Genomic DNA, 24,171 nt, shown 5'->3' with positions numbered 1-24,171 from the left:
GTGGCGGGCAGTGTGGCCGGCACGTCGGCCCTCGCGGCGAAGACGGGGTTGCCGGAGAGCGTGCCGGCCTCAGGTCGCGTGTCGGATCCGCGGCGGGCCTCCTGGCCGGTTCTGCTGGTCTTCCTCGCCCCCGCGCTCGTCGTCTATCTCGGCCTGACGGCTTATCCGGCCTTCCGGACGATCTACGACAGCCTGTTCACGATCGAGGAGGCGGAGCGCACCTACGTCGGGCTCGCCAACTACCGCGACCTCCTCAGTGACGAGACCTTCTGGATCGCGGTCCGCAATACCTTCGTGTGGGCCTTCGTCGCCCCGATCCTGGACGTGGCGACGGGCCTCCTTCTGGCGCTCGCCCTCTATGCCGGGGTCCCCTTCGCGCGGTTCCTCCGGGTCGCGTGGTTCACGCCCGTGCTGCTCTCCTACGTTGTCGTCGCGATCCTCTGGATGTGGATCTACAACTACGACTGGGGGGTGGTGAACGAGGGCCTCCGGGCCGTCGGGCTCGGCGCCCTGGCCCGCTCCTGGCTCGGCGACCCGAACACGGCGCTGGCGTCCCTGATCGTGACGCATGCCTGGAAGTGGGCCGGGTTCAACATGGTGGTCTGCCTCGCGGCGATCCACGCCCTGCCGTCCGAGGTGCTGGAGGCGGCCGAACTCGACAATTGCGGCTGGGCCGCGAAGCTGCGCCACGTCATCGTGCCGATGCTGCGGCCCACGCTGCTCAACCTCTACGTCCTCGCCTTCATCGGCAAGATGAAGGTCTTCGACCTCGTCTGGATCATGACCGGCGGGGGACCGCTCTGGGCGACCGAGACGGTCTCGACCTACGTCTACAAGCGCGCCTTCAACTGGAACACGTTCGATCTCGGCTACCCGTCGGCGATCGCGACGGTCTGGTTCGGCGTGGTCTGCGCCGCCGTCATCGTCCTCAACCGGATCTTCAAGTCCCGCGAACGGCTGGAGTACTGACGTGAGCGCCGACGCGACGCTGCCCAGGGCCGCCGGGCGCGGCGGCTTCCTGGCGAGCCGGACCGCCCTCGCGGTCGCCATCGCCGCCTACACCGCCTACACGCTGGGGCCGTTCCTGTGGCTGGCCACCATGTCGGTCCGAACCACGGGCGAGATCTCGGCCGACCATTACGCCTGGCCCCGCCCGTTTCACTGGGAGCAGTTCCGGATCGCCTGGGTCGATTCCGACTTCGCCACGTATTTCTGGAACTCGACCGTGGTCGTGGTCGCCGCGGTCGCGGTGGTGACGCTGGTCGGCGCCGCGGCCGCCCACGCGCTGGCCCGCTACCGCTTCCGCGGCAACCGGCTTCTCTACGGCATCCTGTTCTCGTCGATCATCTTCCCGCCGCAGATCACCCTAATCTCGCTCTATCAGATCCTGGTCGATTACGGGCTCTACAACAGCCTCCTCGGGCTGACCCTCGTCTACGTCTCGCTCCAGCTGCCGCTGACGGTGTACCTGCTGGAGGGATTCTTCGCCCGGATCCCGCAGGACCTCTTCGACGCCGCCAAGATGGACGGCTACGGCGACATCGAGATCTTCCGCCGCATCGTCCTGCCGATCGGCATGCCGGCGATCGCCACAACCCTGATCCTGAACTTCATCCAGCTCTGGAACGAGTTCCTGTTCGCGGTGGTGCTGATCACCGATCCGGACAAGCGCACCCTGCCGATCGGCATCCGGGCCTTCATGGGCGACCACTTCCAGGACATCGGCATGATCGCGGCCGGGGTCATGATCTCGGTGGTGCCGGTGATCGTCGCCTACGTCTTCTTCTCCGAGAAGCTGATCCGCGGCATGACCGCGGGCGCCGTCAAGTAAGGGGCCGGCATGGCCGTCGTTCAGCTCTCGAAGATCTGCAAGCGCTACGGCTCCGGCGGGCCTGTCGTGGTCGACAACGTCGACGTCACGATCGGGGACGGCGAGTTCATGGTGCTGCTCGGCCCGTCCGGCTGCGGCAAGTCCACGACCCTGCGCATGATCGCGGGCCTTGAGACCATCTCGTCCGGCACGCTCTCGATCAACGGGCGGACGATGAACGACGTGCCCGCCAAGGACCGCGACATCGCGATGGTGTTCCAGTCCTACGCCCTCTACCCGCACATGACGGTCGCCGAGAATCTCGCCTTCGGCCTGAAGCGCCGCAGCACGGCACCCGCCGAGATCAAGCGGCGGGTCGGCGAGACCGCGGCGATGCTGGGGCTCGTGCCCTACCTCGACCGCAAGCCCCAGGCCCTGTCGGGCGGGCAGCGCCAGCGCGTCGCCCTGGGGCGCGCGATGGTGCGCGAGCCGATGGTGTTCCTGTTCGACGAGCCTCTGTCGAACCTCGACGCGGCGCTGCGCGTCAACACGCGCAACGAGCTGATCAAGCAGCATCACCGGCTCGCCTCCACGATGATCTACGTGACCCACGACCAGGTCGAAGCGATGACCATGGGGACGCGGATCTGCGTCATGAACGGCGGGCGCGTCGCCCAGGTCGGCAGGCCGCTCGACGTCTACTGGAACCCGGCCGACACCTTCGTGGCCCGCTTCCTCGGTTCGCCGCCCATGAACCTGTTCACCGTGCCGCTGCCCGCCGGGGACCGGATCCGCACACCCGCGATCGACACCGCGCTCACGCGCTGGACGCCGGCCGCGCTGGCTCCGCTCGCCGGCCAGGAGGTCGTCCTCGGCGTCCGGGCGGAGGACCTGCACCTCGTGGCCGCCGCCACCGGAAGCGCGGAGGCGGGCCGCATCCGCGGACGGGTCTTCGCCGTCGAACCGCTCGGCGCGGAGACGCTCCTCGCCGTGGAGACGGAGGGCGGAGCCGAATGCACGGCGCGCCTGCCGCGGGACACGCGGGCCGACGTGGGCGCGGTCGTCGACCTGTTCTTCCGGCCCGACGCCGCCTTCCTGTTCGACGCGCGGACCACCGCGGCCATTCCCGCGCAGGTCATGCCCGCCGGCACCGTGCCGGCGGGCGGGCCGGCGTCTGCCGGAGCGATGCCGTGAGCGCCGTCCGGCGGATCGGCCTGATCGGGGCCGGATGGGTCGCGCAGCATCATCTGGCGGGCTGGGCTACCCTGAGGGGGCGCGCCGTGGTCGTCGCGATCGCCGACCCGTCGGCCGAGCGGCGCATGGATCGAGCCCAGGCGTTCGACATCCCGAACACCTACGCGGACGCGGGCGCGATGCTCGACGCGGGCGGGCTCGACGCGATCGATGTCGCGGCGCCCCGGGCGGTGCATGCCGAGCTCGTCCGATTGGCGGCCGAGCGCGGTCTGCCGATCCTGTGCCAGAAGCCCCTGGCCCCGACCCTCGCGGAGGCGCGGGCGCTGGTCGCCGCGGTGGAGGGCCGGGCGCGCCTGATGGTGCACGAGAACTGGCGGTTCCGCGCCTACTACCGGGAGGCCGCGGCGTGGCTGCGCGCGGGCTGCATCGGGCAGCCCTTCGCGGCGCGGCTGGAACTCGTGACGAGCGGTACCCTTCCGGATGAGGCGGGCCTGTTTCCCGCCCTGGAGCGTCAGCCGTTCATGCGCGACGAAGCCCGGATGCTCGTCGCCGAGGTCCTGATCCACCACCTCGACACGCTGCGCCTTCTGCTCGGGCCGCTGCGGGTCGTCGCCTGCGCGACCAGCCGCACTTGTTCGGACCTCGCCGGCGAGGACACGGCGCTGATCCAGCTTGCCGGCCCCGATGGGGTCGCCGTGCAGGTGTTCGCGACCTTCGCGGCTCATGGCGCTCCGCCCGCGTCCCTCGATCGCCTCGAGATCCTGGGCCGGGACGGCGCGATCCGCCTTCAGGGAGCCGAACTGTCGATGACGGGGCGGGAACCGCGGACGCGGACCTTCGACCTCGCCGCCGCCTACACCGACTCCTATGCGGCCGCGATCGCCCACTTCATCGATCGCCTGGACGACGGCGCGCCGTTCGAGACGGCACCGGCCGACAATCTCGAGACGCTGCGGCTCGTGGAGGATTGCTACCGGCTCGCGGGCCGGGCGGAGGCGCGATGACCGGCGATGGGACAGGAGATCCCGTACCGCTTCTCCGGCGCGAGGGCATCGGCGTCATCCTGGCGCGTCTGGAGGAGGACATCATCTTCGGGCGGCTGGCCCCCGGCGCCCGCCTGACCGAGGACGCCCTGATGGCCCGCTTCGGGACGTCTCGCCACTTCATCCGACAGGCTCTGGTCGAGATGGAGCGTCGGGGCGTCGTACGGCGGGAGCGGAACATCGGCGCGACGGTCCGTTCCTACTCCGCCGCGGAGGTGCGGCAGATCTACGAGGTCCGGGAGATGCTGACGCGGCAGGCGATGCTGATGATCGCGCTGCCGGCCGAGCCCGCGCTGATCGCCCAGCTGGAAGCGCTCCAGCACGCCTACCGCGACACGGTGGAGAAGCGCGACCTGCGCGGCATTCACGAGGCGAACGACGCCTTCCACGTCGCCCTGTTCGAGGCGTGCGGGAACCCGTACCTCGTGCGGACGCTCATCGACTACATGGGCCTGACCCTGGCGATGCGCGCCAAGAACCTGGCGGATGCCGAGGGTCTTCGCGTCTCCATCGATCATCATCGGACCATGATCGACCTTCTTGGCGGGCGCGACCGCTGGGCGCTCGCGCAGCTCTGCGTCGAACACATGCAGGCGAGCAAGGTCGATTACCTTGCGCGCATCGCTGACGACGCGTGCGGGCGCGCCCGGTCATCGACGCCCCCGTCGCGTGGGGCGTCCTCGACTGCGCCCGCGCGGAAGCAGTCATCGATGGTGACCCAAACCTCATGATCCGGTTTTGAGCCGTTCTCCTCCGGCTTCGAATGACCGTTCCATACTCGGTCGCACCTTGCTGAACCGCTTCAGCAGTCGCTCGCGCTTCAGGCGGGACAGGCGGTCGATCCAGAAGATGCCGTCGAGCTGATCGATCTCGTGCTGGACGACCGCAGCCAGAAATCCGTCCGCCTCAGCCTCGTGGACGGATCCGTCGAGGTCGCTGTAGCCGAACCTCACGGCGGCGGGGCGCGTGATCCGTTCACGCATGCCCGGCATGCTGACGCTGCCCTCTTCGTGCGTGGCCGTACCGGCGGACGTCCAGAGGAGCATCGGGTTGACGTAACAGTGCGGGCGCTCCTCAGGGGACATCCGGATCACCACGACACGGGCCGGAACGCCGATATGCGGGGCCGTAAGACCGATGGCGCTCGCGGCACGGAGCGTGTCCGACACATCCTCGACGAGCGCCTTCAGGCCTGCCCCGAACGTCTCAACGGGATCGGCGGGGCGAGACAGACCGGGATCGGGATAGAGAACGAGGGGGCGGGCCGGCATGGTCGGTCAGTCCAACGGCGGTGAGGCGGGATTCCGCCACTCTTATCGCAGTCCGAGGCCGAAGCGATGCCGCGCTTCCTGCTTCTCCGGTCAGTTGAGCAGAGAGCTCGCACGAAGCCGCGCAACGGCGAGGTCGACGAAGGTCCTGACCTTCGCGGGTGCCCGCCGTCCCTCCGGATACACCACGTGAATGGGCAGCGGCGGCTCCTCGAAGTCGGCGAGCACGATGCGGAGGCGGTCGTCGAGCAGATCGGACCCGATCTGGTAATGCAGGACCCGTGTGAGGCCCCAGCCGGCGCGCGCGGCCGCGATGCCGGCCTCGTTGGTGTTGCTCTGCAGGGCAGGGCGGATGGCGACGCGCTCGTCATCCGCGAAGCGCCACTCCGACGACGCGAAGGCGCCGGTCGAGACCGCGATGCGGTGATCCTTCAGGTCCGCCGGCCGTTTGGGAGTTCCGAGCCGATCGAGATAGGCGGGCGCGCCGCAGATGACGCGCCGCACGGCGCCGACCCGTACGGCGGTGAAGCCGGAATCCGAGAGATGGCCGATGCGGACGGCGACATCGATGCCTTCCTCCACGATGTTGACCTGACGATCAACGAAGAGCGTCCGCGCCGTCATGGTCGGGTAGGCGTCCAGATAGTCGATCACGATCGGCAGCACGTGGATGCGGCCGAACAGAAGTGGCGCTGTTACGGAGAGCGTTCCGGACGGCGTGGTGTAGGAACCGGCGGCCGCGGCCTCGGCCTCGGCGATATCGGTGAGGATACGCCGGCAATCCTCGTAATAGCGCCCGCCCGCCTCGGTGAGCTTCACGGACCGTGTGGTTCGAACGAACAGCCGTGCGCCAATAGCGTCCTCGAGCGCCGCCACCGCGCGCGTCACGGCCGGCGGACTCATGTGCATCAGGCGCGCAGCCTCGGCGAAACTCGCCGTCTGGGCCACCTTCGCGAAGATCCGCATGGCCTGCCAGCGGTCCATGATCGCGCTCCTGTCGGCGTCTGCTGTTCGAAGATGACGCCGTCATGTCTCTGTCGGGCTGCGGGTCAAAGGGCTAGCTCACTTCGCTCCCCGGAATGCCGGACGTCAGAGGTCGAGATGGACAGGTCCGGAGCCCTTGGCCGGAACGGCGCTGCAGATCAGCACGTCGTCCGGTCCGACCGGCGCCGTGGGCTCTCGCACGTAGGCAACCGCCCCGGCCGAAAGCTTCGTCCTGCACGTCCCGCAGCTGCCGGTCCGGCAGCTGAATTCCGGGCTGAGGCCGCGGGCCTCGGCGAGTTCCAGCAGCGTTCCGGCGTCCGGTGTCCAGCGCGCCTCCTTCGATGACTTCAGAAACGCGACCGGAATCGGCTCCTCCGACGCGGGAGGTCGCTTCGGTGCCGTCTTGGCAGCTTCCACCCGGCGCACGAGGGAGGCGGGGCCGAACGCCTCCGCGTGAATCCGGTCCTCCGCGATGTTGAGCCCGCGCAGGCCCTCGTAGAGCGCCTGCGAGAAGGTCGGCGGCCCGCAGAGATAGAAGTCGTAATCGCCGAAGGGCAAGATGCGCGCGAGCAGCGCCATGTCGACGTGTCCGGCGGTGTCGTAGTCGACGCCCTCTACGGCATCGCCCGGTCGACTCAGCACGCGCACGATCCGGACGGCGCCGCCGGCGGCCGCCGCACGTTCAGCCAATTCATCTCGGAAGGCCATGTCCTTCCCGGTGCGGGCGGCCTGGATCAGGATTGTCGGCCTGACGCGCCGGGTCCGGAGGCCCTCGTAGACGATGTGGCGCAGCATCGCGAGCAGCGGTGTGATGCCGACTCCTCCGGCGAGCAGGACGGCCGGACGCGCCGTTCGCGCGTCGATGGTGAAGGCACCGGCCGGCGCCCGCGCTTCGATCACGTCGCCGACCCGGACCCCGTCGTGCAGATGACCGGACACCACGCCGTCGCGCCTGATGCTGATCCGGTACACGGCGTCGGACGGCGCGACCGACAGGGTGTAGGTCCGGATGACCGGCGCATCGGACCCCGGCAGCGTGACGCGGATCGGCAGATGCTGCCCGGCGCGGTGCGGGATAAGACCGGAACCATCCGCCGGCTGGAGGTAGAGGGATCGAATGGATCGGCTCTCATCCACGATCCTGGTCACCCGGAGCGGACGCCATTGCGTGGCAAGGTCGGCGGCGCGCACGCGTTCGGCTGCCTGCTGCCAGTCGCCGGTCATCAGGGCGTTGGGCGACCAGCCATCCGCCCGGAAAGTCCAGCGCACCGGCAGCGCGTCCCGCCGCCGCACCACCCGGCGCGGCTTGAACGTCCAGAGTCGCTCGGCCCCCTGGAAGGCAGCGATCTCAGGCGAGGACAGGATGACCTGCGCGTCACCCGTCATTTGAAGCAGGTCGCCTGTGCCGAAATCGGCGAAGACCAGACCCGCTCGGCCGTTCGACAGGATGTTGCCCAGCGTGGCGAAGAAGAGGTTGCCGGCGAAATCCGGGACCGTGAGCGTCCCGTCGGCGGCGACGCGCACGAAGCCGGTCTTTCCGCCCCGATGGGAGACGTCGACTTGGCGCCGATCGTCGCGCTCGGCGTAGGAGGCGACGAAGAACGTGTCGGCGGCCTCGATCATGGCTCGTGCCGCCCCGTCGAGGCCGACGCTCTCTTCGACGGATCCCGCACAGGGCAAATGCGGCTCGCGGACGAAGGCGAAATCGCGCAGCTGGATGTATTGCGGACAGTTGCCGAAGCTCTGATCGACCGCGACGTGGAGGTTGCCGCCGTCCGACGCGCGGATGAGGCCGTTGACGCGGTTGCGGCGGCGCGTGTGCAGCTCGATGCCCAGAAGCCCGAGCGCATCGCCGTCGGCCATCCCCGCGCGCGCCGGGTCACCCGGATCGGGCTGGACTGCGATATCCAGTTCCCTGGAGGTCGGCGCGCGGATGAAGCCCGGCGTGCCGGCGATCAGCGTCGCCCAGGGATCGCCCTGAGGATCGACGCTGCCGGCCACGATGAAGGAGATCTGCTCATAGAATGCCCGATGCTGGTCGGGCATGTAATCCCGAACCACGCGCCGGCCGACCTCCGCCATCCGCGCGGACACGCCGACCTGCTCCTGGATGGCCGTCTCGCCCGGGTGCCACGTCGGGAGCTTCGACAGCGTCAGACCTTCGCTCATGATGCTCTCCCATCCTGCTCGGTCGGGCCGGCCGTTCGGCAGACCCGGACTCGCTCGGTCACGCGGCTGCCGTGAGCCCGGCGGGCGTCTGCGCGAAGGGCACGAAGCCCGGCAGACCTTCGATCCGACGAAGGAAGGCCTTCACGTTGGGGTAGGGCGAGAGGTCGACGTTGCCCTCGGGCGCCCGCGCCAGATAGCTGTAGAGCGCGACGTCCGCGACGGTGGGCCGCTCGGCCACCAGCCAGTGACGGCCGGCGAGATGGCTCTCCAGGCGGCCCAGCAGCGTATGCGCCCGGCCGATCACCTCCGCGGGCCGGAAATCGGCGTCGAACACCGTAACGAGTCGCGCGGCAGCCGGACCGTAGGCCAGTTCGCCGGCCGCGACGGAGAGCCAGCGCTGCACGGCCGCCGCGTCGGCCGCATCCTCCGGCAGCCAATCGGTTCTGCCGAGCTTGCGGGCGACGTAGACGAGGATCGCGTTCGAGTCGGAGACGACAGTGCCGTCGTCGTCGAGCACCGGAACTTGGCCGAACGGATTGAGCGCCAGGAATTCCGGACGCTTATGAGCGCCGGCCTTTAGATCGACCTCGATCGCGTCGTGCGGCACGCCAAGCAGCGACAGGAACAGCCGGGCCCGGTGGGCGTGGCCCGACAGCGGATGGTGATAGAGTTTCATGATCGTGCTCCCTGACGCGCCGGCCGTGATCCGTCCCGAACCGCCGTCATAGAGTGACCTTGCCGGACAAGCGGTGGAATGCTCCTTCTCGACAGTTCATTGTTGTCGACGGCGGAATAATCGTCCGTGCCGGACCGCGTCGTTGCAGGCCGATCACCCTTTCAAAGGCGCCATGAGCGGTCAGCTCTGTGCGTCCGCGGCACGACCCGGCATTTCGGAGGCGCGCCGCGCGCGTGGCCATGCTACTTGAGTTGAGTGGGTCTAAGTAATTGCAACCCTGGCGTGTGGCGCGCGATCAATTAGGACGCGAGCGAAGTTCGCTCTCGCGGGAGGCGATCACGCGCGTCCGAACGGGGGTTCCATGATGTCGAAGTCTCCGCCCCCGATCGAGTTGGACGCTGCTCGGCCGGAGGACGAATTTCCGGGCAGCGAAACCGCGCCGGCCCGCTCATCGGCAAGGCGTCTCGTGAGCCGCATCGCGAAGGTGCTGCAAGTCCCGGAGGCCGCGCTCTACGACTTGCCGAACGCGCGCCCGTCGGCTCGGTCGTCGGCGCCTGATGCGTCAGAGAGCGCCGAACGCGAGAACGAAGGCATCGCCTTGCTCGAGGCCTTTCGACGTATCGGCGACCCTGAGACGCGTCAGCGCATTTTGCGCCTCGCAGAGGCGGCAGCCGATCAGGCCTAGGCCAAACGTCAGGGAGACCGCGCGCACATTACTGTCGAGCGGAATTTTGGAGGTAGGGTCGCCTAATAACGACGACGTTTCGACTTGAAATTGCCTTCACGGCCTGTTGCTCTCTTGAACATCGAGGTGCTCAAACCGAAGAACTTCCTGCGCGGTTGTCTTTGAAATTCCGAGGCACCTGAATCCGGGCGTGATGATTCATATACTCGACATCTCTATCCCGATCGATTACCCGACCACTTGGAAACATCGGTTGGACAGCACCAATACCTGCTCGCAGCGATGCCGCTGAGTGGGAGACCCCCGTCCCGCGTCGGCCTGCCGGTCAGCCACGTCTGCAACGATTCAGCCCTGAGCGTACGCGTGCGACGGATCTTCGCCGCGCCCGGACGCGGCCCGGACATACCGTTCCTTTACCCGAATGGTGCACATGCGCCCGGAGCCTCGTTCTGGTTGGAAATCACCAACTCCGCAGCCGGCCTGCCGATGGGCTGACAGATCTGGGAGAAGCCCGGCGTCGGTCGTGCCTGCGGTGAGCCTACGAAATGGCGGATCGGAGACCGACAGGCACGGACGGATTGTGGGTAGAGGATACTTAAGCTACCTTGCTGGCGCATCTTAGGATTGTTGTGTGGTGCACAGCACAATCGCATGTTATTGAGCGTGGCCTTTCTCGACCGCGAGACGAGCCTTCTTGCAGGAAGCCTCACCCGACATGACGACGACTAATAGCCCGAAGCTCACCACCGAGGCCGACCGCACGATTGGCGGCCTGGTCGCCGCGCTGCGCAAGGCTCAGGGTCTCAGCCAGTCCGCGCTGGGTCAGGCGCTGGGCGTCAGCTTCCAGCAGGTCCAGAAGTACGAGAAAGGCCGCAACCGGATCGGGGTCGGCCGGCTGCAGGCGATCGCCGACGTGCTCCACGTGCCGGTGGAGACGTTCTTCGTCGGGCAGGCGGGGTCGGACTCCGAGGAGACGGGGACGCGCACGTTCTTCGAGGACCCGCAGGTCATGGAACTCGTCATGGCGTTCACCAGCATCGCCGACGAGACGACCCGGGCCAGCGTCCTGTCCATCGTCAAGATGGCAGCGACGCTTCGGAACGGCAGCCCCGATCCGGCGCCCGCGAACCGTTCCCTGGCCTGAACCTCGACGCGCCGTAGGTCGGTCGCGGGTCGTCCCCCTATCATCGGAACGCGTCTCCCGTGCCGCATCATAAGGATCGGCTTCGGGCAGGCCGCATTCGCGGGCAGTCAGTCGGAATGCGCAGGCAACCGCAGTTTATCAAATGATGGGTTGACACCGCGCTGCAACCGAACGCCTAGTGAAACATTCTCGCACAGGTGCTCGCAAAAGTTGTGAGCGCCGGATGGTGGGACACCGGGTGGTGTCCGTTCACATACCTCTTGCAGGTCCGGAAGTTCGTTTCGTGCCCTTTGAGCGGTCGCGTGCCTATGTCCGAACCTATACGGTCCGGAGCGCGCGGATGACCGAAAATCGAGATGGGGCCCGTAAAATCCTGCAACGCATCGCCGACGCCCTCGGAACAGACGTGGCGACGCTCTCAGATCGGCGCGCAGGCGACAGTCCCCTGCACGAGACGCTCGACCTGCTGGCAGCCTTCGACCGCGTCACTGACCGTCAGGATCGGCGCGCTTGCGTCGATTACGTCCGCTCGCTCGCCGGGCGGCAGCACCGGAACTGACGGAACACACGCGCACCGCCAGGTATGATCACGCCATCACCGGGTCTGGGTTCGTAACGCCGTCAGCGTCGAGGCGCGGCCGCGTCTCGGGACCGCCACCGACGCGCTTCAGGGCACTACCGGTCCAGGATTCGCACGACAGCTCTCGTCGCAGGGTCGACAACCACGATCTTGTCGCCGGGTGCCACGAAGTAGCCAAAGCGGCGCAGGCGCGGGTTGGGCGCTTCTGTGAAGGGGGCCAGCGCCACGTCGGCCGGCACGATGCTGCCGGGGCGCAGTGGGATCGATCCGACGATCGGCCCGGGTCCGACCGGACGGCGTACGATATAGTCGCGCACCACGACGTCGTCGTCGGGACCGAAATCGTCGGGTTCCACGATGACGGCTTGCGCCAGGGCGGAGCCGGTGAACAGCGCGGCGAACCCGAGGGCTGCGGCGAGACTTGCGCGTTTCGACATGTCGGGCTCCAGGACGTCCAAGGCCGCCGGAAACACCGCCGCGCCCGGATCGGTTCCCGGATCCGCTTCGATCAGCGCCCGATCTGCCCCACCTCCGTCAGAGCGACGGGCGACCAGCGCGTGATCTGAACATATCCGTCCATGGCGGCGATCACGACGTGCCGGCGATGGCGATGCACGACGGCGCCGGGACTGTGCTGGTGACGCTCCCGCCAACCATTGGCCTCCGACACGAACACCCGGGCGTCGCCGAGTCGTGCGATGGTCTCGACGGTCCCGAAGGCCCGCACACGCCTCAGGATGGTGTCGACCTCCTGCCGAAAGTCCAGGGTCCGATCGGCATCGCTGGCGCGCGGCCAGTATGACCCGTCGCCCTGCGGCTCGGCCCGCCGCCATCGGCTGGGTAGATCCCGCCCGAGCGGTCCCGCAGCGAGGCGTCTCGCCGCCATCTGGCACTTCGCCAGGAGCGTCTCGTGGTCCTCCTGCGGGCTCAGCGCGAACATGTCCTGGGCCAGAAGGTGCCCCGTATCGAATCCGTCAGCGAGGACATGGGCGCTGACCCCCCAGGTCTCGTAGCGGTCCAGCACGGCACGGAACAGCGGGTAGGGGCCGCGCCCGATCGGGAGCGGCGAGGGGTGGATGTTGAGGCCGTAGGCAGCCCGTCCGCGCCAGCCCCGGATCAGCCAGGGGTAGCCTGCCACCACCAAGGCCCAGTCCTTGCCGTGCTCCGCCTGAAGCGCCTCGATGTCGCGCTCGCGCATCCGCGATAGCTGGATCGGCAACCGGAGTGCGCGTGCCCGGGCGACGATGACCTCGTTGTGGTCGTAGATCCCGTCGCAAGGCCGGGTGAACAGCTTCACCGGCGTCCAGCCGGCATCCAGCAGTCCCTCGAAGACGCCGCCCAGGAAATCGATTCCGGCGAACGCGAACTTCATGCTTGCCGCCTGCGACCTTGTGGACGTGGAGGGCAGGGGCCTGCCGCCTGCCCGCCGGCGCCACCGGCCTTACCTTGATCGGGTGCGAAAGGGTAGCGGCGGGGGACGTTCCACGTGCGACGGGTGATCATCTACGGTGGGACCGGCGGCATCGGCCTCGCGACCGCGCGGGCGCTGCGGAGCCGGGGCTATGCCCTGCACCTTGTCGCGAGGGATGCCGGGCGTCTCGCCCGGGCCGCCGAAGAGCTGGGCGAGACCACGTTCAGCGCCGGCGACGTCACGGAGGCCGATCTTTTCCCGATGGCGACCGAGGCAGCGGGGTCGGAACTCGCCGGGCTCGTCTACGCGGTCGGCACGATCAACCTGCGCCCGCTGGGCCGCCTGACGCCGGGGGACGTCGAGAGCGACTTCCGGATCAACGCGCTGGGGGCCTTCATGGCCGTGCAGGCCGCCGCGAGCGCGCTCAAGGCCGGTGCCGGCGCGGCCGGCGCCGGGGTCGTGCTGTTCTCCACCGTCGCGGTGGCGCAGGGCTTCGCCGCCCACGCCTCGGTGGCGATGGCCAAGGGGGCCATCGAGGGTCTCGCCCTATCGCTTGCCGCCGAACTCGCCCCGCATGTTCGGGTCAACGTGGCGGCGCCCTCGCTGACCCGCACGCCGCTCGCCGCCGCGATCACCGGCAACGAGACGCTGGTTCAGGGCATCGCCGCCATGCACGCCCTCCAGAGGCTCGGACGGCCGGAGGATGTCGGCGCGCTCGCGGCCTTCTTAATCTCCGACGAGGCGGCCTGGATCACCGGCCAGGTGATCGGCGTTGATGGCGGCCGTTCATCCCTGCGCACGAAGGGCTGACGCGATGCCGGCGAAACGGCGGGTGCTGCGCTTCATCCTCGGTGACCAGCTCACCCGGCGGATCTCCAGCTTGGGCGATATCGATCCCGAGCACGACATCGTGCTGATGGTCGAGGTCCGGAACGAGGCGACCTACGTCCGTCACCACAAGCAGAAGATCGCATTCCTGTTCGCCGCCATGCGGCACTTCGCGGCCGAACTGGACGGCGAGGGGATCACGGTCGCGTATGTCCGTCTGACGGATCCGGACAACACGCATAGCTTCACCGGCGAGCTGGAGCGGGCGGTCGCGCGGTATCGACCCGACCGGGTGGTGGTCACGGAACCCGGCGAGTGGCGGGTCTGGCAGATGATGCAGGACTGGCGCGAGACCTTGTCGGCGACCGTGGAGATTCGCTCGGACAACCGCTTCCTCTGCCCCCGGGAGGAATTCTCACGCTGGGCCGCAGACCGCCATCATCTCCGGATGGAAACCTTCTACCGCGGCATGCGCCGCCGCACGGGCCTCCTGATGGAGGCCGGCGAGCCTGAGGGCGGCCGCTGGAACTTCGATGCCGAGAACCGGAAGCGCCTGCCCAAGGGGCACCGGCCGCCCGATCGGATCGGCTTCCAGCCGGACGCCCTGACCCGGGAGGTCATCGCCCTGGTGAATGAGGAGTTCGACGGGCATTTCGGCGATCTCGCCGGATTCTCCTGGCCGGTCACCCGGACCGATGCCCTCGCGGCCCTCCGGCACTTCATCGACCACTGCCTCCCGACATTCGGCGACTTCCAGGACGCGATGAAGACCGGCGCGCCGTTCCTGTATCACGCGCTCCTGTCGCCGGCGCTCAATGCCGGGCTCCTCACGGCGGAGGAGGTCTGCCGGGCCGCCGAGCGTGCCTATCGCGAGGGCGCGGCGCCGCTCAACTGCGCCGAAGGGTTCATCCGGCAGATCCTCGGCTGGCGGGAATATGTCCGTGGCGTCTACTGGGCGCGGATGCCGGATTATCGGGAGACCAACGCCCTCGAGGCCGGGCGCGACCTGCCGTGGTTCTACTGGTCGGGCGAGACCGCGCTCAACTGCATCGCGCAGGTCGTGGCGGATACCCGCGCCCATGCCTACGCGCACCACATCCAGCGCCTGATGGTGACCGGAAATTTCGCGCTGATCGCGGGACTGTATCCGGCGCAGGTCGAGGAATGGTACCTGATCGTTTTCGCCGACGCCTACGAGTGGGTGGAACTGCCCAACGTGCACGGCATGGTGCTGTGGGCCGACGGCGGCGTGATGGGCTCGAAGCCCTACGCGGCGTCGGGCGCCTACATCGACCGGATGTCCGATTACTGCGCCGGGTGTGCCTATGACGTGAAGCTCAAGTCGGGGCCCGACGCCTGCCCGTTCAACTATCTCTACTGGAACTTCCTCATCGAGAATGAGGATCGGCTCGTGGGCAACCAGCGGATGGCCATGCCTTACCGGACCCTGCGCGGCATGGGCGACACGCGGCGGGCGGAGATCCGCAGCGACGCTGCCACGTTCCTGGACTCGCTCGCGGGACAGTGGGCTCACCAGGGCGTCCAGGCGGAGAGCGACACGTAGGGGGCGGCCGTGCGCCGGCCGCTCTCCGTCTGCAAACCCACGGATAGGCGGGCGCTGAAGCGGCTGACGTCGAAGTCGGTGCCGTGGAGTCCGAGGGCCCACTTCCGGTAGCCGGTAGCGTCGCCATAAGCGCCCACCTCGGGACCGAGATAGGCCCCCCAGAGCCGGTAACCCCAGGCCACCCGAACCCATAGGCTGTCGCGCGCCGATCCTGCCACGGCGCTCCCCTGGACAAGCGTCGCCTCACTGGGACGCACCCAGATCTCGCCCTGCAGGCGCAGGCCGGCGTAAGGCGATGAAGGTATGAAGCCTTTCACGCCGACCAGCATGTCGGCTGTGACCTCGGGACCCGCATAGGCGGCGATCACGCCCCAGTCGAAGAACCATTGATACCCGAAGACGGCGGCCGAGCCCGCCGTATAGCGTTGGCGCGGACCTTCGGTGACACGCTCGACGCGTCGCCCCCCGCCGACACTCGCCAGGGCGACGAAGCCGTCGCGATCCAGCGAGTCGAGACCCAGTTTGGCCCCAAGGGTCAGGTACTGGGCCGCGCCGGCGTCGAGGCTGCCGAACAGCAGGGCATCGACCTCCCCAGCAGAGACGGCTTCGTTGACGGATGCGCAGGCGATAGCCTCGATCGCGATGAAGGTCGCAAATCTCCAGATCTGGGGACGGCTTGCCAAGAGATGCGCGACTCCGCCTCTGCGTGGAAGGCAGGATCGCAGATTTTATCCGGGCAATCAGCGTGTTTTAATTCATTGCTAACCAGAAAAATCTTCCGGTTTCACGGATCGTAGCGTGGCGTGGCGTACCTGACCGGATCGGAGGGTATTTTTACTTGAGATTATCTTGGGATTTTGATCGTAACCTCAGGTGCTTCGACGGTCTCGCGGTGGCCGCAGCGCGCTGTCGCAAGCCTGCCGTGCTTGGCGTGCCAGATGTTCTCGTTTAGAGCCCCCGGCAGGACAGCGAAGGTTGGCGGATCCTTGACCTCCGGTGCACGAACGTCGGACGTCCTCACGGTGCTGGCGAGCCAGGAGGGTGATCGCCTCACCGTGGGGGACATCGTCGCGGTCCTGCGGGATCGTGCCTTCGCGCTGCTCGTCGTGCTGCTCGGCTTGCCGAACTGCCTGCCGATGCCGCCGCCGATCCCGCTCATCTGCGGCCTGCTGCTGCTGCTCGTCGCGATCCAGATTGCGGCCGGGATGTCGGCGCCGTGGCTGCCGCGGATGCTGCTCGGCCGTTCCATCGCCCTGACGGATGTCCGCCGGGCCGTGACCCGCGCGGTGCCGATCCTGCGGCGGCTGGAGCGCTGGTCGCGCCCCCGTGTCAGCGTGTTCGAAACCGCGCTCGGCATGCGCGGGATGGGAATCGCCCTCCTGGCCCTCTCTCTGGCGCTGATCGTGGCCGCGCCGATCGTGGGCCAGATTCCGCTCGGGCTTGCGGTCTGTCTCGTGGGTCTCGGACTCGTCGAGCGGGACGGGCTCGTGGTGATCGGCGGACTCGTGATCGGCCTGTTCGGCGTCGCCATCAACGCCGGCTTCGCCTATGCGGTGATCGCCGGGATCGCGGGGCTCTTGAACCTCTGAGCGGCGTTCAGAGGCGGTAGCGGATCTGGTCGGTCCAGAAGCGCTCGAGGCGGCCCAGGGCCTGATTGAGCCGACCGAAATCGTCGTCCGAGATGCCGCCGATCGGCGCGATCGTCCGGGCATGCTTGTCGTAGAGGCCCTGGATGATCTCGTGCACCTGGCGGCCCTTGTCGGTCAGGCTGATTCGCACCGAGCGGCGGTCCGTCTTCGAGCGGGCGTGATGCAGGTACCCGGCCTCGACGAGTTTCTTGACGTTGTAGGAGACGTTCGAGCCGAGGTAGTAGCCCTTGGTCCGCAGCTCGCTCGCGGTGAGCTCCTTGTCGCCGATGTTGTAGAGCAGGAGCGCCTGCACGCTGTTGACGTCCTCGCGGCCGCGCCGCTCGAACTCGTCCTTGATCACGTCGAGGAGCCTGCGGTGCAGACGCTCCACCAAGTGGAGCGCTTCGAGGTAGGAGCCTTTTGCGGCTGAGGCCTCTTCGAGGGTCTCGACGTTCGCGGTTCGGGCGCTCTGGGTCTTCATCTCTGCCTCGCCATCCGATGCTGCCGTCTCCGTACAATGCGGGGCGGCTGATGTTGGTGAAGCTACGGCTCGGGAATGAAAGGCGATTTAAGCGACAGGATGAATTCGCGATTTACTCTTCGCGGTAAAGACAAACTGAAGCGAAGATGAGAAGAGTTCGTTCACCGTGCTTCCTGCGCTGCCAACCAGGACAGCAGGAAGTACAGCGCGACGACGCAGATCCCGAATACGAGGAGCGGTACCGGCATCGGCAGGAGTTGTGGTGTGAGGACCGCGAGCGTCAGCGCGGAAGTCACGGCCAGCAGCCAGATCACGCCGCCCCACGCGCTGGTCAGCCACAGCCCGATGGCGGCCGCCGCGTCGATGACGGCGAAGTACACGATCGCCGCTTGCCGGCCGAACGGTTCGACCTCGAACGGCCGGGATCCCGGCAGCACGTCGAGGATGGTCGCCCAGGCCAGGACGCTCTTCAGCAGCCACACCAGGGCGGTGAGCCGCATGAACCAGATGAGCACCGTGTCCCAGGTGCCGGGAGCCGGGCCCTGGACGCGCTCGATCCGGTCGGATGGGATCTCGCCGGGCCGCGGGCCCTTGCGCCGCATCGGAAGGTAGCCGGGCACTAAGTCGCGCTCATGGGAAGGACGATCCAGGTCACAGGCAGAAGCCGGGATCCCGATCCGGGCCCCAGGGTCGCGCCGGTTTGAAGCGGTTCCGCCCCGTCACGTCAACGGTCGGGTTTCGCCGCGCCCGCCCGGTGTGCTAGTTGGAGAGCTCCGGCGCCCGGCGCCGCGCGATCCGCGGCGACCGCCGCGCGAACGGTAGCGAACCCGCATGTCAGACACCTTGCCAGAGCCGCGCCCCATCGCCCGGGAGGCCGCCCGCGAGGGCGCCCGCGTCGAGGGCCTGAAGATCACTCAGCGCCCGCGCCGCAACCGCAAGGCCGAGTGGTCGCGCCGGCTGGTCCGCGAGCACACGCTCACGGTGGACGACCTGATCTGGCCGATGTTCGTGATCGAGGGCGAGGGCCGCAGGGAGCCGATCACCTCCATGCCGGGCGTCGAGCGGCTCTCGGTGGACGAGATCGTGCGCGATGCGGAGCGCGCGGCGCGGCTGGGCATCCCGGCCGTGGCGTTCTTCCCCTTCACCGAGGTCGCCCTGCGCGATCCGACCGGGTCGGAGGCGCTCAACGCCAACAACCTCGTCTGCCGCGCGGTGCGCGCCGTGAAGCGGGCGGTGCCCGAGGTCGGGATCATGACCGACGTGGCGCTGGACCCCTACACCAGCCACGGCCACGACGGCCTGATGAGGGACGGCGCGATCCTCAACGACGAGACGGTGGCGGTCCTCGTCGAGCAGAGCCTGATCCAGGCGGAGGCCGGGACCGACATCATCGCGCCCTCCGACATGATGGACGGACGCGTCGGTGCGATCCGTGCCGGCCTCGACAAGGCCGGTTTCCTCGACGTGCAGATCATGGCCTACGCGGCGAAGTACGCCAGCGCGTTCTACGGACCTTTCCGGGACGCGATCGGCACCAAGGCGGCCCTCGTCGGCGACAAGCGGACCTACCAGATGGATCCGGGCAACTCGGCCGAGGCGCTGCGCGAGGTCCGCCTCGACCTCGACGAGGGCGCCGACTCGGTGATGGTGAAGCCGGGACTGCCCTATCTCGACATCATCCGCCGCGTGCGGGACGAGTTCCAAGTGCCGACCTTCGCCTATCAGGTCTCCGGCGAGTACGCGATGATCGAGGCCGCCGCCCGCAACGGCTGGCTCGACGGCGACCGCGCCATGGTCGAGGCCCTGCTCGCCTTCAAGCGCGCCGGGGCCGACGGCGTCCTGACCTACCATGCTCCCCGGGTCGCCGAGCGTCTGCGCAGACAGCCGTGAGGCCAATCCACCGCTGGCTCCTGGCGGCGGCGGTGACGGCGGGGTTCCTGGGAGGTCTCGGCGCTTGCCAGGACACGCTGCGGCGGGAGCGGGTCGCCACCTGCCGTCGCGCCCTCCCGGCCGTGGCGCCGCAGGCGGATGTCCGCCTCCTGCGGGCGGCGCCAGGTCCGGCGGCCAACACGGTGCGGGTCGACTACGCCGAGGGGGATAGGCAGCGCTGGCTGACCTGTCGCTTCGATGCCGGGGCGACGCTCGTCGCCCTCGCCGCCGAGGGTTCCAACCTGTCGGGGCCCTCGCTGTACATGCTCAAGCGTTTCTATCTCGACACGCCGGACGCCGCCGCCGCCGATCCCGCCCGGCACTGAAGACCCCGGCGGGCCGGCATCCCCTTGCGAGCGCCGCCGACGGCCCCCACCTCTGCGACCGCAGCCTCGCTTGCAGGACGCGACACCATGCAGAACACCCAACCCGGTTACGCGCAGCAGCGCTTCGACATGCCCGGCTACGCGTCCGCGCTGCCGGTCCCGTTCGTGCGCGCGAGCCTCGGCGGCCGTACGGTCGCCTACCTCCTCGACATCCTGTTCATCTTCGGCTTCACCGTGCTGCTGACGCTGATGATCACGGTGGTGGGCGTCGTGACGTTCGGGCTCGGCTGGACCTTGTTCGCGATCCTGCCCGCGAGCGGCATCATCTACAGCGCCATCACGGTGGGCGGCCCGCGGCAGAGCACGATCGGCCAGCGGCTGATGGGCTTGCGCACCGTCGCGCCCGAGAGTGGCGCGCGGGTCGACATCATCACGGCGGCCGTCCACGCGCTGCTGTTCTACGTCGCGATCTCGACCTTCCTGCTCTGGTGCGTCGACATCGCCTTCGGCATCATGCGGTCGGACCGGCGGCTCGGACACGACCTGCTGCTCGGCCTCGCGGTCGTGCATGCCCGCTGAGGCGTTCAGTCACGCGTTGAAAATCGCGCGCGGGGCGACGCCGGGGCATTGAGCCCGGGCGCGCCGCCTGTACACTGGCATGCCGCGGCCGAAAGGATTGAGCCGGCCCAGGGTCAAACAAACGCGTGACCAGCCATCCCCGCGATACGCCGCAATTCTACCTCACCGCGCCCTCGCCGTGCCCCTACCTTCCGGGCCAGGAGGAGCGGAAGGTCTTCACCCATCTGGTCGGGCGCCGGGCCCGCGACCTCAACGAGATCCTGACGCAGGGCGGCTTCCGCCGATCGCAGACCATCGCGTATCGCCCCGCCTGCGAGACGTGCCGCGCCTGCGTCTCCGTGCGCGTCGTCGTTGACGAGTTCGTGCCGAGCGCCAGTCAGCGCCGCATCCTGGCGCGCAACGAGGACTGGATCGGGACGCCGGAGCCGAACCGGCCAGCCTCCGAGCAGTACGCGCTCTTCCGCCGCTACCTGGACGCCCGTCACGGCGATGGTGGCATGGTCGACATGACGGTGCTCGACTACGCCATGATGGTCGAGGACAGCCACGTGGATACGCACCTCGTGTCCTATCGGCGGCACGGGCCGGACTCGGCGATCACCGGGCGCGGCGCCGGTCCGCCATTGGCCTTCTGCCTGACGGATGTCCTCGCGGACGGTCTATCGATGGTCTACTCGTTCTACGATCCGGTCGAGGCCGGCCGCTCCCCGGGGACCTTCATGATCCTCGACCACATCCGCCGGGCCCGGCAGCTCGGGCTGCCGTACCTGTATCTCGGCTACTGGGTCGAGGGCTCGCGCAAGATGGATTACAAGTCCCGCTTCCGGCCGCAGGAACGGCTCATGGGCCAGGGCTGGGTGCGGGCCGACTGAGGCGGGGTACACCCTGTCGCACGGGCATGGCCGTTGCGCATTGAGCCGCCGGGTCGACGCATGCTACCGGCCTCGCACGCAGTTCAGCCCGTGCCGAGGCCCCGATGATCCCCCGCTACAGCCGCCCCGCGATGACGGCGATCTGGTCGCCCGAGAGCCGGTTCCGGATCTGGTTCGAGATCGAGGCGCACGCCACCACGGCGCTGGCCGAGATCGGCGTGGTGCCGAAAGCGGCCGCCGAGACGGTCTGGGCCAAGGGCAAGAATGCGGTCTTCGATGTCGCCCGCATCGACGCGATCGAGGCGGTGACCAAGCACGACGTCATCGCCTTCCTCACGCACCTCGCCGAGATCGTCGGCCCCGAGGCACGCTTCGTCCACCAGGGCATGACCTCGTCGGACGTCCTCGACACCTGCCTCAACGTGCAGCTCGTCCGTGCCGCCGACATCCTGATCGCAGACGTCGACGCGCTGCTCGGCGCCCTGAAGAATCGGGCCTTCGAGCACAAGCTCACGCCCACGATCGGGCGCTCGCACGGGATCCATGCCGAGCCGGTGACCTTCGGGCTGAAGCTCGCCCAGGCCTACGCCGAGTTCGAGCGCAACCGCGGCCGCCTGGTCGCCGCGCGGGAAGAGATCGCCACCTGCGCGATCTCGGGGGCTGTCGGCACCTTCGCCAACATCGACCCGCGCGTCGAGCAGTACGTCGCCGAGCAGATGGGCCTGACGCCCGAGCCGGTCTCCACGCAGGTCATCCCGCGCGACCGGCACGCGATGTTCTTCGCGACCCTGGGCGTCGTCGCCTCATCCCTGGAGCGGCTGGCCATCGAGATCCGCCACCTTCAGCGCACCGAGGTGCTGGAGGCGGAGGAGTTCTTCTCCGAGGGCCAGAAGGGCTCTTCGGCCATGCCGCACAAGCGCAACCCGGTGCTTACCGAGAACATCACGGGCCTCGCCCGCATGGTCCGCGGCTACGTCACGCCGGCGCTTGAGAACGTCGCACTCTGGCACGAGCGCGACATCTCGCACTCGTCCGTGGAACGGATGATCGGGCCCGACGCCACCGTGACCCTCGATTTCGCGCTGGCCCGCATGACCGGCGTCATCGAGAAGCTGCTGGTCTACCCGGCCAACATGCAGAAGAATCTCGACCGGCTCGGCGGCCTCGTCCACTCGCAGCGGGTGCTCCTGGCACTGACCCAGGCGGGCGTCTCGCGCGAGGATTCGTACCGTCTGGTCCAGCGCAACGCGATGCCGGTCTGGCGCGGGGAGGGGGACTTCCTGGCGTTGCTCAAGGCCGACCCCGAGGTGACCGCAGCGCTGTCACCGGAGCAGATCGAGGAGTGCTTCGATCTCGGCTACCACTTCAAGCACGTGGATACGATCTTCGCGCGGGTCTTCGGCGCGGCCTGAACCCTCGCCGCACGATTCCTGCTTGGGCCCGCGATGAACACAGGAAGGCAATCCGTGACCGCTTCCCGCATCGTCTACCTCAACGGCGAATTCCTCCCCTACGAGGAGGCGCGCGTGCCGATCATGGACCGCGGATTCCTGTTCGCGGATGGGATCTACGAGGTCTCGGCGATCCTCGACGGCAAGCTCGTCGACAACGCCGCCCACCTCGCGCGCCTCGACCGGTCGCTCGGCGAGATCGGCATCCGCAATCCGCACGATGCGGTTGGCTGGGAGCGCCTCCAGACCGAACTCGTTGCCCGCAATGGCGTGACCGAGGGGCTCGTCTACATGCAGGTGACCCGCGGCGTCGCCGAGCGCGACTTCGCCTTCCCGAAAGGCGACGTCGCTCCCACGGTCATGATGTTCACGCAGGCCAAGACCGTGTTGGCCAATCCTCTGGCTGAGACCGGCGCCCGCGTGATCACCGTCGAGGACCTGCGCTGGAAGCGCCGGGACATCAAGTCGGTGGCGCTCCTCGCCCAGGTGCTCGCCAAGCAGCAGGCGGCCGAGGCCGGCGTCGCCGAGGCCTGGATGGTCGAGGACGGGGCGGTGACGGAGGGCTCGTCCTCCACGGCGTTCATCGTCAGCCGCGACCGCGTGCTGGTGACCCGGCCGCTCTCGACCGCATTGCTGCCGGGCATCACCCGGGCCTCGGTGCTGCGCCTCGCCCAGGAATCGGACCTGCGAATCGAGGAGCGCCTGATACCGGTCGATGAAGCCTACGCGGCGCAGGAGGCGTTCTACACGAGCGCCTCGGCCTTCGTGATGCCGGTGGTGGAGATCGACGGGCGCAGGATCGGCGAGGGCCGACCGGGTCCGATCACCCGGCGCATGCGCGAATTGTATGTCGAGGCGGCGCGCCGGGGTTGAGGAATCCTGCAGGCGTCTGAGCGGTTTCCGGCTTGCGGGAGATCCGTGCCGCTTCACTGCTGCTGTGCGGGAAAAGGGCGGTGCAAAAGGAAGCTGAACCTTTTCCCGGGCGCGTGCAGCGTCAGCGGACGGCGACCGGGGATCCAGCGCACGATTCGCCGCGAGAGCGGCAGCCTTTGCAACCTTTGCCCGCGCTTTCGAACCGGACCGGCGCAGGAACGGATCCGATCGCCGGCTGTTCCCTCCCGAATTCGTGTCCCGAACCGGGGGAGGCCCGTCGTGCCGACTAAACTTCTGCTCGCCGCGCTCGCGGCAACCGCGCTGGCGGTGCCCGCCTGTGCCCAGACCTCCGACAAGACGCCGCCTTCGACGCAGGCTTCGCCGAAGGACCAGTCGCTGAGCGACAAGCTCCAGCAGAACGACGGGGTCATCAAGCCGCCGGACTCCGGCACGACCGGCACCGTGGTGAAACCGGATCAGTCCGGCTCCATGCCGGTGATCAAGCCGCAGGAACTACCCGGCCGGGCGCCCGGCACCGAGGCGAAATAGCCGCCTCGCGCCGGCCGAAGGGCGGCAATGCGGGCGGATTGCTTGATTTCGCTGCCCGGATCGCGGAAACGGCTCACGACGTACGCCGCCTGCACCCGTGGGCGTCGGCGTCCCGGTTTCCGTCGCG

General features: G+C 68.4%; 27 protein-coding genes. 18 read left to right on the top strand and 9 right to left on the bottom strand.

Annotation, left to right across the window (positions count from 1 at the left end; translation table 11 throughout):
* Genes MMSR116_RS11315 through MMSR116_RS11295 form a run of 5 tightly spaced genes read left to right on the top strand, consistent with a single transcriptional unit; the run spans position 1 to position 4,778 of the window.
* Positions 1-969 (top strand): carbohydrate ABC transporter permease, encoded by a 969-nt coding sequence (locus tag MMSR116_RS11315; protein ID WP_010683056.1) that lies wholly within the window; start codon positions 1-3, stop codon positions 967-969.
* A gap of 1 nt (position 970) precedes the next feature.
* Complete coding sequence (locus MMSR116_RS11310; RefSeq protein ID WP_010683057.1) at positions 971-1,831, top strand: carbohydrate ABC transporter permease; 861 nt, start codon at positions 971-973, stop codon at positions 1,829-1,831.
* Between the two features lie 9 nt (positions 1,832-1,840).
* Entirely contained in the window at positions 1,841-3,004 is a 1,164-nt protein-coding gene (locus MMSR116_RS11305; RefSeq protein WP_010683058.1) for an ABC transporter ATP-binding protein, read from the top strand.
* Positions 3,001-4,008, top strand: coding sequence for a Gfo/Idh/MocA family protein (locus MMSR116_RS11300; protein ID WP_010683059.1), 1,008 nt, complete (start codon positions 3,001-3,003; stop codon positions 4,006-4,008). Before MMSR116_RS11305 ends, MMSR116_RS11300 begins: the two co-directional genes overlap by 4 nt.
* Positions 4,005-4,778, top strand: a complete 774-nt coding sequence (locus MMSR116_RS11295) for a GntR family transcriptional regulator (RefSeq protein ID WP_010683060.1) — start codon at positions 4,005-4,007, stop codon at positions 4,776-4,778. Before MMSR116_RS11300 ends, MMSR116_RS11295 begins: the two co-directional genes overlap by 4 nt.
* On the opposite strand, the gene MMSR116_RS11290 is transcribed toward MMSR116_RS11295, so the two are convergent.
* The 4 genes from MMSR116_RS11290 to MMSR116_RS11275 all read right to left on the bottom strand — a co-directional run bounded on the left by MMSR116_RS11290 (position 4,773) and on the right by MMSR116_RS11275 (position 9,144).
* Positions 4,773-5,318: a peptide deformylase gene (locus MMSR116_RS11290; protein ID WP_010683061.1), complete on the bottom strand. Its 546-nt coding sequence runs from the start codon at positions 5,316-5,318 to the stop codon at positions 4,773-4,775. The two genes, MMSR116_RS11295 and MMSR116_RS11290, sit on opposite strands and share 6 nt — an antisense overlap.
* Positions 5,319-5,408: 90 nt before the next feature.
* On the bottom strand, positions 5,409-6,299 hold the full coding sequence (locus MMSR116_RS11285; protein ID WP_010683062.1) for a LysR family transcriptional regulator: 891 nt from the start codon (positions 6,297-6,299) through the stop codon (positions 5,409-5,411).
* A 105-nt stretch (positions 6,300-6,404) separates the two neighbouring features.
* Positions 6,405-8,468, bottom strand: coding sequence for a pyridoxamine 5'-phosphate oxidase family protein (locus MMSR116_RS11280; RefSeq protein WP_010683063.1), 2,064 nt, complete (start codon positions 8,466-8,468; stop codon positions 6,405-6,407).
* A 58-nt stretch (positions 8,469-8,526) separates the two neighbouring features.
* Positions 8,527-9,144 (bottom strand): glutathione S-transferase family protein, encoded by a 618-nt coding sequence (locus tag MMSR116_RS11275; RefSeq protein ID WP_010683064.1) that lies wholly within the window; start codon positions 9,142-9,144, stop codon positions 8,527-8,529.
* 361 nt (positions 9,145-9,505) lie between these two features.
* On the opposite strand from MMSR116_RS11275, the gene MMSR116_RS11270 reads away from it, so the two are divergent.
* From MMSR116_RS11270 to MMSR116_RS11260, 3 genes are all read left to right on the top strand, one after another.
* Positions 9,506-9,829 (top strand): hypothetical protein, encoded by a 324-nt coding sequence (locus MMSR116_RS11270; RefSeq protein WP_051072128.1) that lies wholly within the window; start codon positions 9,506-9,508, stop codon positions 9,827-9,829.
* Between the two features lie 715 nt (positions 9,830-10,544).
* The gene (locus MMSR116_RS11265; RefSeq protein WP_010683066.1) at positions 10,545-10,973 is read left to right on the top strand and encodes a helix-turn-helix domain-containing protein; all 429 of its coding nucleotides are present in this window, start codon (positions 10,545-10,547) and stop codon (positions 10,971-10,973) included.
* A gap of 283 nt (positions 10,974-11,256) precedes the next feature.
* Positions 11,257-11,532, top strand: coding sequence for a hypothetical protein (locus MMSR116_RS11260; RefSeq protein WP_158168850.1), 276 nt, complete (start codon positions 11,257-11,259; stop codon positions 11,530-11,532).
* Positions 11,533-11,648: 116 nt separating this feature from the next.
* On the opposite strand, the gene MMSR116_RS11255 is transcribed toward MMSR116_RS11260, so the two are convergent.
* Complete coding sequence (locus MMSR116_RS11255) at positions 11,649-11,990, bottom strand: DUF1236 domain-containing protein (protein WP_010683068.1); 342 nt, start codon at positions 11,988-11,990, stop codon at positions 11,649-11,651.
* Between the two features lie 71 nt (positions 11,991-12,061).
* Positions 12,062-12,925 carry a formyltransferase family protein gene (locus MMSR116_RS11250; RefSeq protein ID WP_010683069.1) on the bottom strand — a complete coding sequence of 288 codons (864 nt, stop codon included), beginning with the start codon at positions 12,923-12,925 and terminating at the stop codon, positions 12,062-12,064.
* Between the two features lie 114 nt (positions 12,926-13,039).
* On the opposite strand from MMSR116_RS11250, the gene MMSR116_RS11245 reads away from it, so the two are divergent.
* Both MMSR116_RS11245 and MMSR116_RS11240 read left to right on the top strand, forming a co-directional pair.
* The gene (locus tag MMSR116_RS11245) at positions 13,040-13,774 is read left to right on the top strand and encodes an SDR family NAD(P)-dependent oxidoreductase (protein ID WP_010683070.1); all 735 of its coding nucleotides are present in this window, start codon (positions 13,040-13,042) and stop codon (positions 13,772-13,774) included.
* A 4-nt stretch (positions 13,775-13,778) separates the two neighbouring features.
* Positions 13,779-15,356 (top strand): cryptochrome/photolyase family protein, encoded by a 1,578-nt coding sequence (locus tag MMSR116_RS11240; RefSeq protein ID WP_010683071.1) that lies wholly within the window; start codon positions 13,779-13,781, stop codon positions 15,354-15,356.
* Here the strand turns inward: MMSR116_RS11240 and bcsS are convergent.
* Positions 15,323-16,039, bottom strand: coding sequence for a cellulose biosynthesis protein BcsS (gene bcsS, locus MMSR116_RS11235; RefSeq protein ID WP_010683072.1), 717 nt, complete (start codon positions 16,037-16,039; stop codon positions 15,323-15,325). The two genes, MMSR116_RS11240 and bcsS, sit on opposite strands and share 34 nt — an antisense overlap.
* A gap of 303 nt (positions 16,040-16,342) precedes the next feature.
* On the opposite strand from bcsS, the gene MMSR116_RS11230 reads away from it, so the two are divergent.
* Complete coding sequence (locus MMSR116_RS11230) at positions 16,343-16,945, top strand: exopolysaccharide biosynthesis protein (protein ID WP_432419893.1); 603 nt, start codon at positions 16,343-16,345, stop codon at positions 16,943-16,945.
* A 7-nt stretch (positions 16,946-16,952) separates the two neighbouring features.
* On the opposite strand, the gene ldtR is transcribed toward MMSR116_RS11230, so the two are convergent.
* Together ldtR and MMSR116_RS11220 are read right to left on the bottom strand one after the other, a co-directional pair.
* Positions 16,953-17,465 carry a transcriptional regulator LdtR gene (ldtR, locus tag MMSR116_RS11225; RefSeq protein ID WP_010683074.1) on the bottom strand — a complete coding sequence of 171 codons (513 nt, stop codon included), beginning with the start codon at positions 17,463-17,465 and terminating at the stop codon, positions 16,953-16,955.
* Positions 17,466-17,626: 161 nt separating this feature from the next.
* Positions 17,627-18,067, bottom strand: coding sequence for a DUF6163 family protein (locus MMSR116_RS11220; protein ID WP_010683075.1), 441 nt, complete (start codon positions 18,065-18,067; stop codon positions 17,627-17,629).
* A gap of 229 nt (positions 18,068-18,296) precedes the next feature.
* On the opposite strand from MMSR116_RS11220, the gene hemB reads away from it, so the two are divergent.
* The 7 genes from hemB (at position 18,297) to MMSR116_RS11185 (ending at position 24,044) form a co-directional block, all read left to right on the top strand.
* Positions 18,297-19,355: a porphobilinogen synthase gene (gene hemB, locus MMSR116_RS11215; protein WP_010683076.1), complete on the top strand. Its 1,059-nt coding sequence runs from the start codon at positions 18,297-18,299 to the stop codon at positions 19,353-19,355.
* On the top strand, positions 19,352-19,720 hold the full coding sequence (locus tag MMSR116_RS11210) for a hypothetical protein (RefSeq protein WP_039892439.1): 369 nt from the start codon (positions 19,352-19,354) through the stop codon (positions 19,718-19,720). The genes hemB and MMSR116_RS11210 overlap by 4 nt, the downstream gene beginning before the upstream one ends.
* An 87-nt stretch (positions 19,721-19,807) precedes the next feature.
* Positions 19,808-20,299, top strand: a complete 492-nt coding sequence (locus tag MMSR116_RS11205) for an RDD family protein (protein ID WP_010683078.1) — start codon at positions 19,808-19,810, stop codon at positions 20,297-20,299.
* Positions 20,300-20,424: 125 nt separating this feature from the next.
* Complete coding sequence (locus MMSR116_RS11200) at positions 20,425-21,171, top strand: arginyltransferase (protein WP_010683079.1); 747 nt, start codon at positions 20,425-20,427, stop codon at positions 21,169-21,171.
* A 104-nt stretch (positions 21,172-21,275) separates the two neighbouring features.
* The gene (gene purB, locus MMSR116_RS11195; protein ID WP_010683080.1) at positions 21,276-22,583 is read left to right on the top strand and encodes an adenylosuccinate lyase; all 1,308 of its coding nucleotides are present in this window, start codon (positions 21,276-21,278) and stop codon (positions 22,581-22,583) included.
* Between the two features lie 54 nt (positions 22,584-22,637).
* The gene (locus tag MMSR116_RS11190) at positions 22,638-23,495 is read left to right on the top strand and encodes a D-amino-acid transaminase (RefSeq protein ID WP_010683081.1); all 858 of its coding nucleotides are present in this window, start codon (positions 22,638-22,640) and stop codon (positions 23,493-23,495) included.
* Positions 23,496-23,774: 279 nt separating this feature from the next.
* Positions 23,775-24,044 carry a hypothetical protein gene (locus tag MMSR116_RS11185; protein WP_010683082.1) on the top strand — a complete coding sequence of 90 codons (270 nt, stop codon included), beginning with the start codon at positions 23,775-23,777 and terminating at the stop codon, positions 24,042-24,044.
* The last annotated feature ends 127 nt before the right edge of the window (positions 24,045-24,171 follow it).

Source organism: Methylobacterium mesophilicum SR1.6/6 (assembly GCF_000364445.2).
GTDB classification, from domain to species: Bacteria; Pseudomonadota; Alphaproteobacteria; order Rhizobiales; family Beijerinckiaceae; genus Methylobacterium; species Methylobacterium mesophilicum_A.
This window is presented reverse-complemented; position numbering and strand designations above follow the sequence as displayed.

Coding starts and splice junctions, on each gene's coding strand:
- MMSR116_RS11265 (WP_010683066.1), top strand. CDS start 10,545: ATGACGACGACTAATAGCCCGAAGCTCACCACCGAGGCCGACCGCACG.
- MMSR116_RS11280 (WP_010683063.1), bottom strand. CDS start 8,468: ATGAGCGAAGGTCTGACGCTGTCGAAGCTCCCGACGTGGCACCCGGGC.
- hemB (WP_010683076.1), top strand. CDS start 18,297: ATGTCAGACACCTTGCCAGAGCCGCGCCCCATCGCCCGGGAGGCCGCC.
- ldtR (WP_010683074.1), bottom strand. CDS start 17,465: ATGAAGACCCAGAGCGCCCGAACCGCGAACGTCGAGACCCTCGAAGAG.
- MMSR116_RS11270 (WP_051072128.1), top strand. CDS start 9,506: ATGATGTCGAAGTCTCCGCCCCCGATCGAGTTGGACGCTGCTCGGCCG.
- MMSR116_RS11305 (WP_010683058.1), top strand. CDS start 1,841: ATGGCCGTCGTTCAGCTCTCGAAGATCTGCAAGCGCTACGGCTCCGGC.
- MMSR116_RS11220 (WP_010683075.1), bottom strand. CDS start 18,067: ATGCGGCGCAAGGGCCCGCGGCCCGGCGAGATCCCATCCGACCGGATC.
- MMSR116_RS11250 (WP_010683069.1), bottom strand. CDS start 12,925: ATGAAGTTCGCGTTCGCCGGAATCGATTTCCTGGGCGGCGTCTTCGAG.
- MMSR116_RS11240 (WP_010683071.1), top strand. CDS start 13,779: ATGCCGGCGAAACGGCGGGTGCTGCGCTTCATCCTCGGTGACCAGCTC.
- purB (WP_010683080.1), top strand. CDS start 21,276: ATGATCCCCCGCTACAGCCGCCCCGCGATGACGGCGATCTGGTCGCCC.
- MMSR116_RS11290 (WP_010683061.1), bottom strand. CDS start 5,318: ATGCCGGCCCGCCCCCTCGTTCTCTATCCCGATCCCGGTCTGTCTCGC.
- MMSR116_RS11255 (WP_010683068.1), bottom strand. CDS start 11,990: ATGTCGAAACGCGCAAGTCTCGCCGCAGCCCTCGGGTTCGCCGCGCTG.
- MMSR116_RS11275 (WP_010683064.1), bottom strand. CDS start 9,144: ATGAAACTCTATCACCATCCGCTGTCGGGCCACGCCCACCGGGCCCGG.
- MMSR116_RS11285 (WP_010683062.1), bottom strand. CDS start 6,299: ATGGACCGCTGGCAGGCCATGCGGATCTTCGCGAAGGTGGCCCAGACG.
- MMSR116_RS11205 (WP_010683078.1), top strand. CDS start 19,808: ATGCAGAACACCCAACCCGGTTACGCGCAGCAGCGCTTCGACATGCCC.
- MMSR116_RS11295 (WP_010683060.1), top strand. CDS start 4,005: ATGACCGGCGATGGGACAGGAGATCCCGTACCGCTTCTCCGGCGCGAG.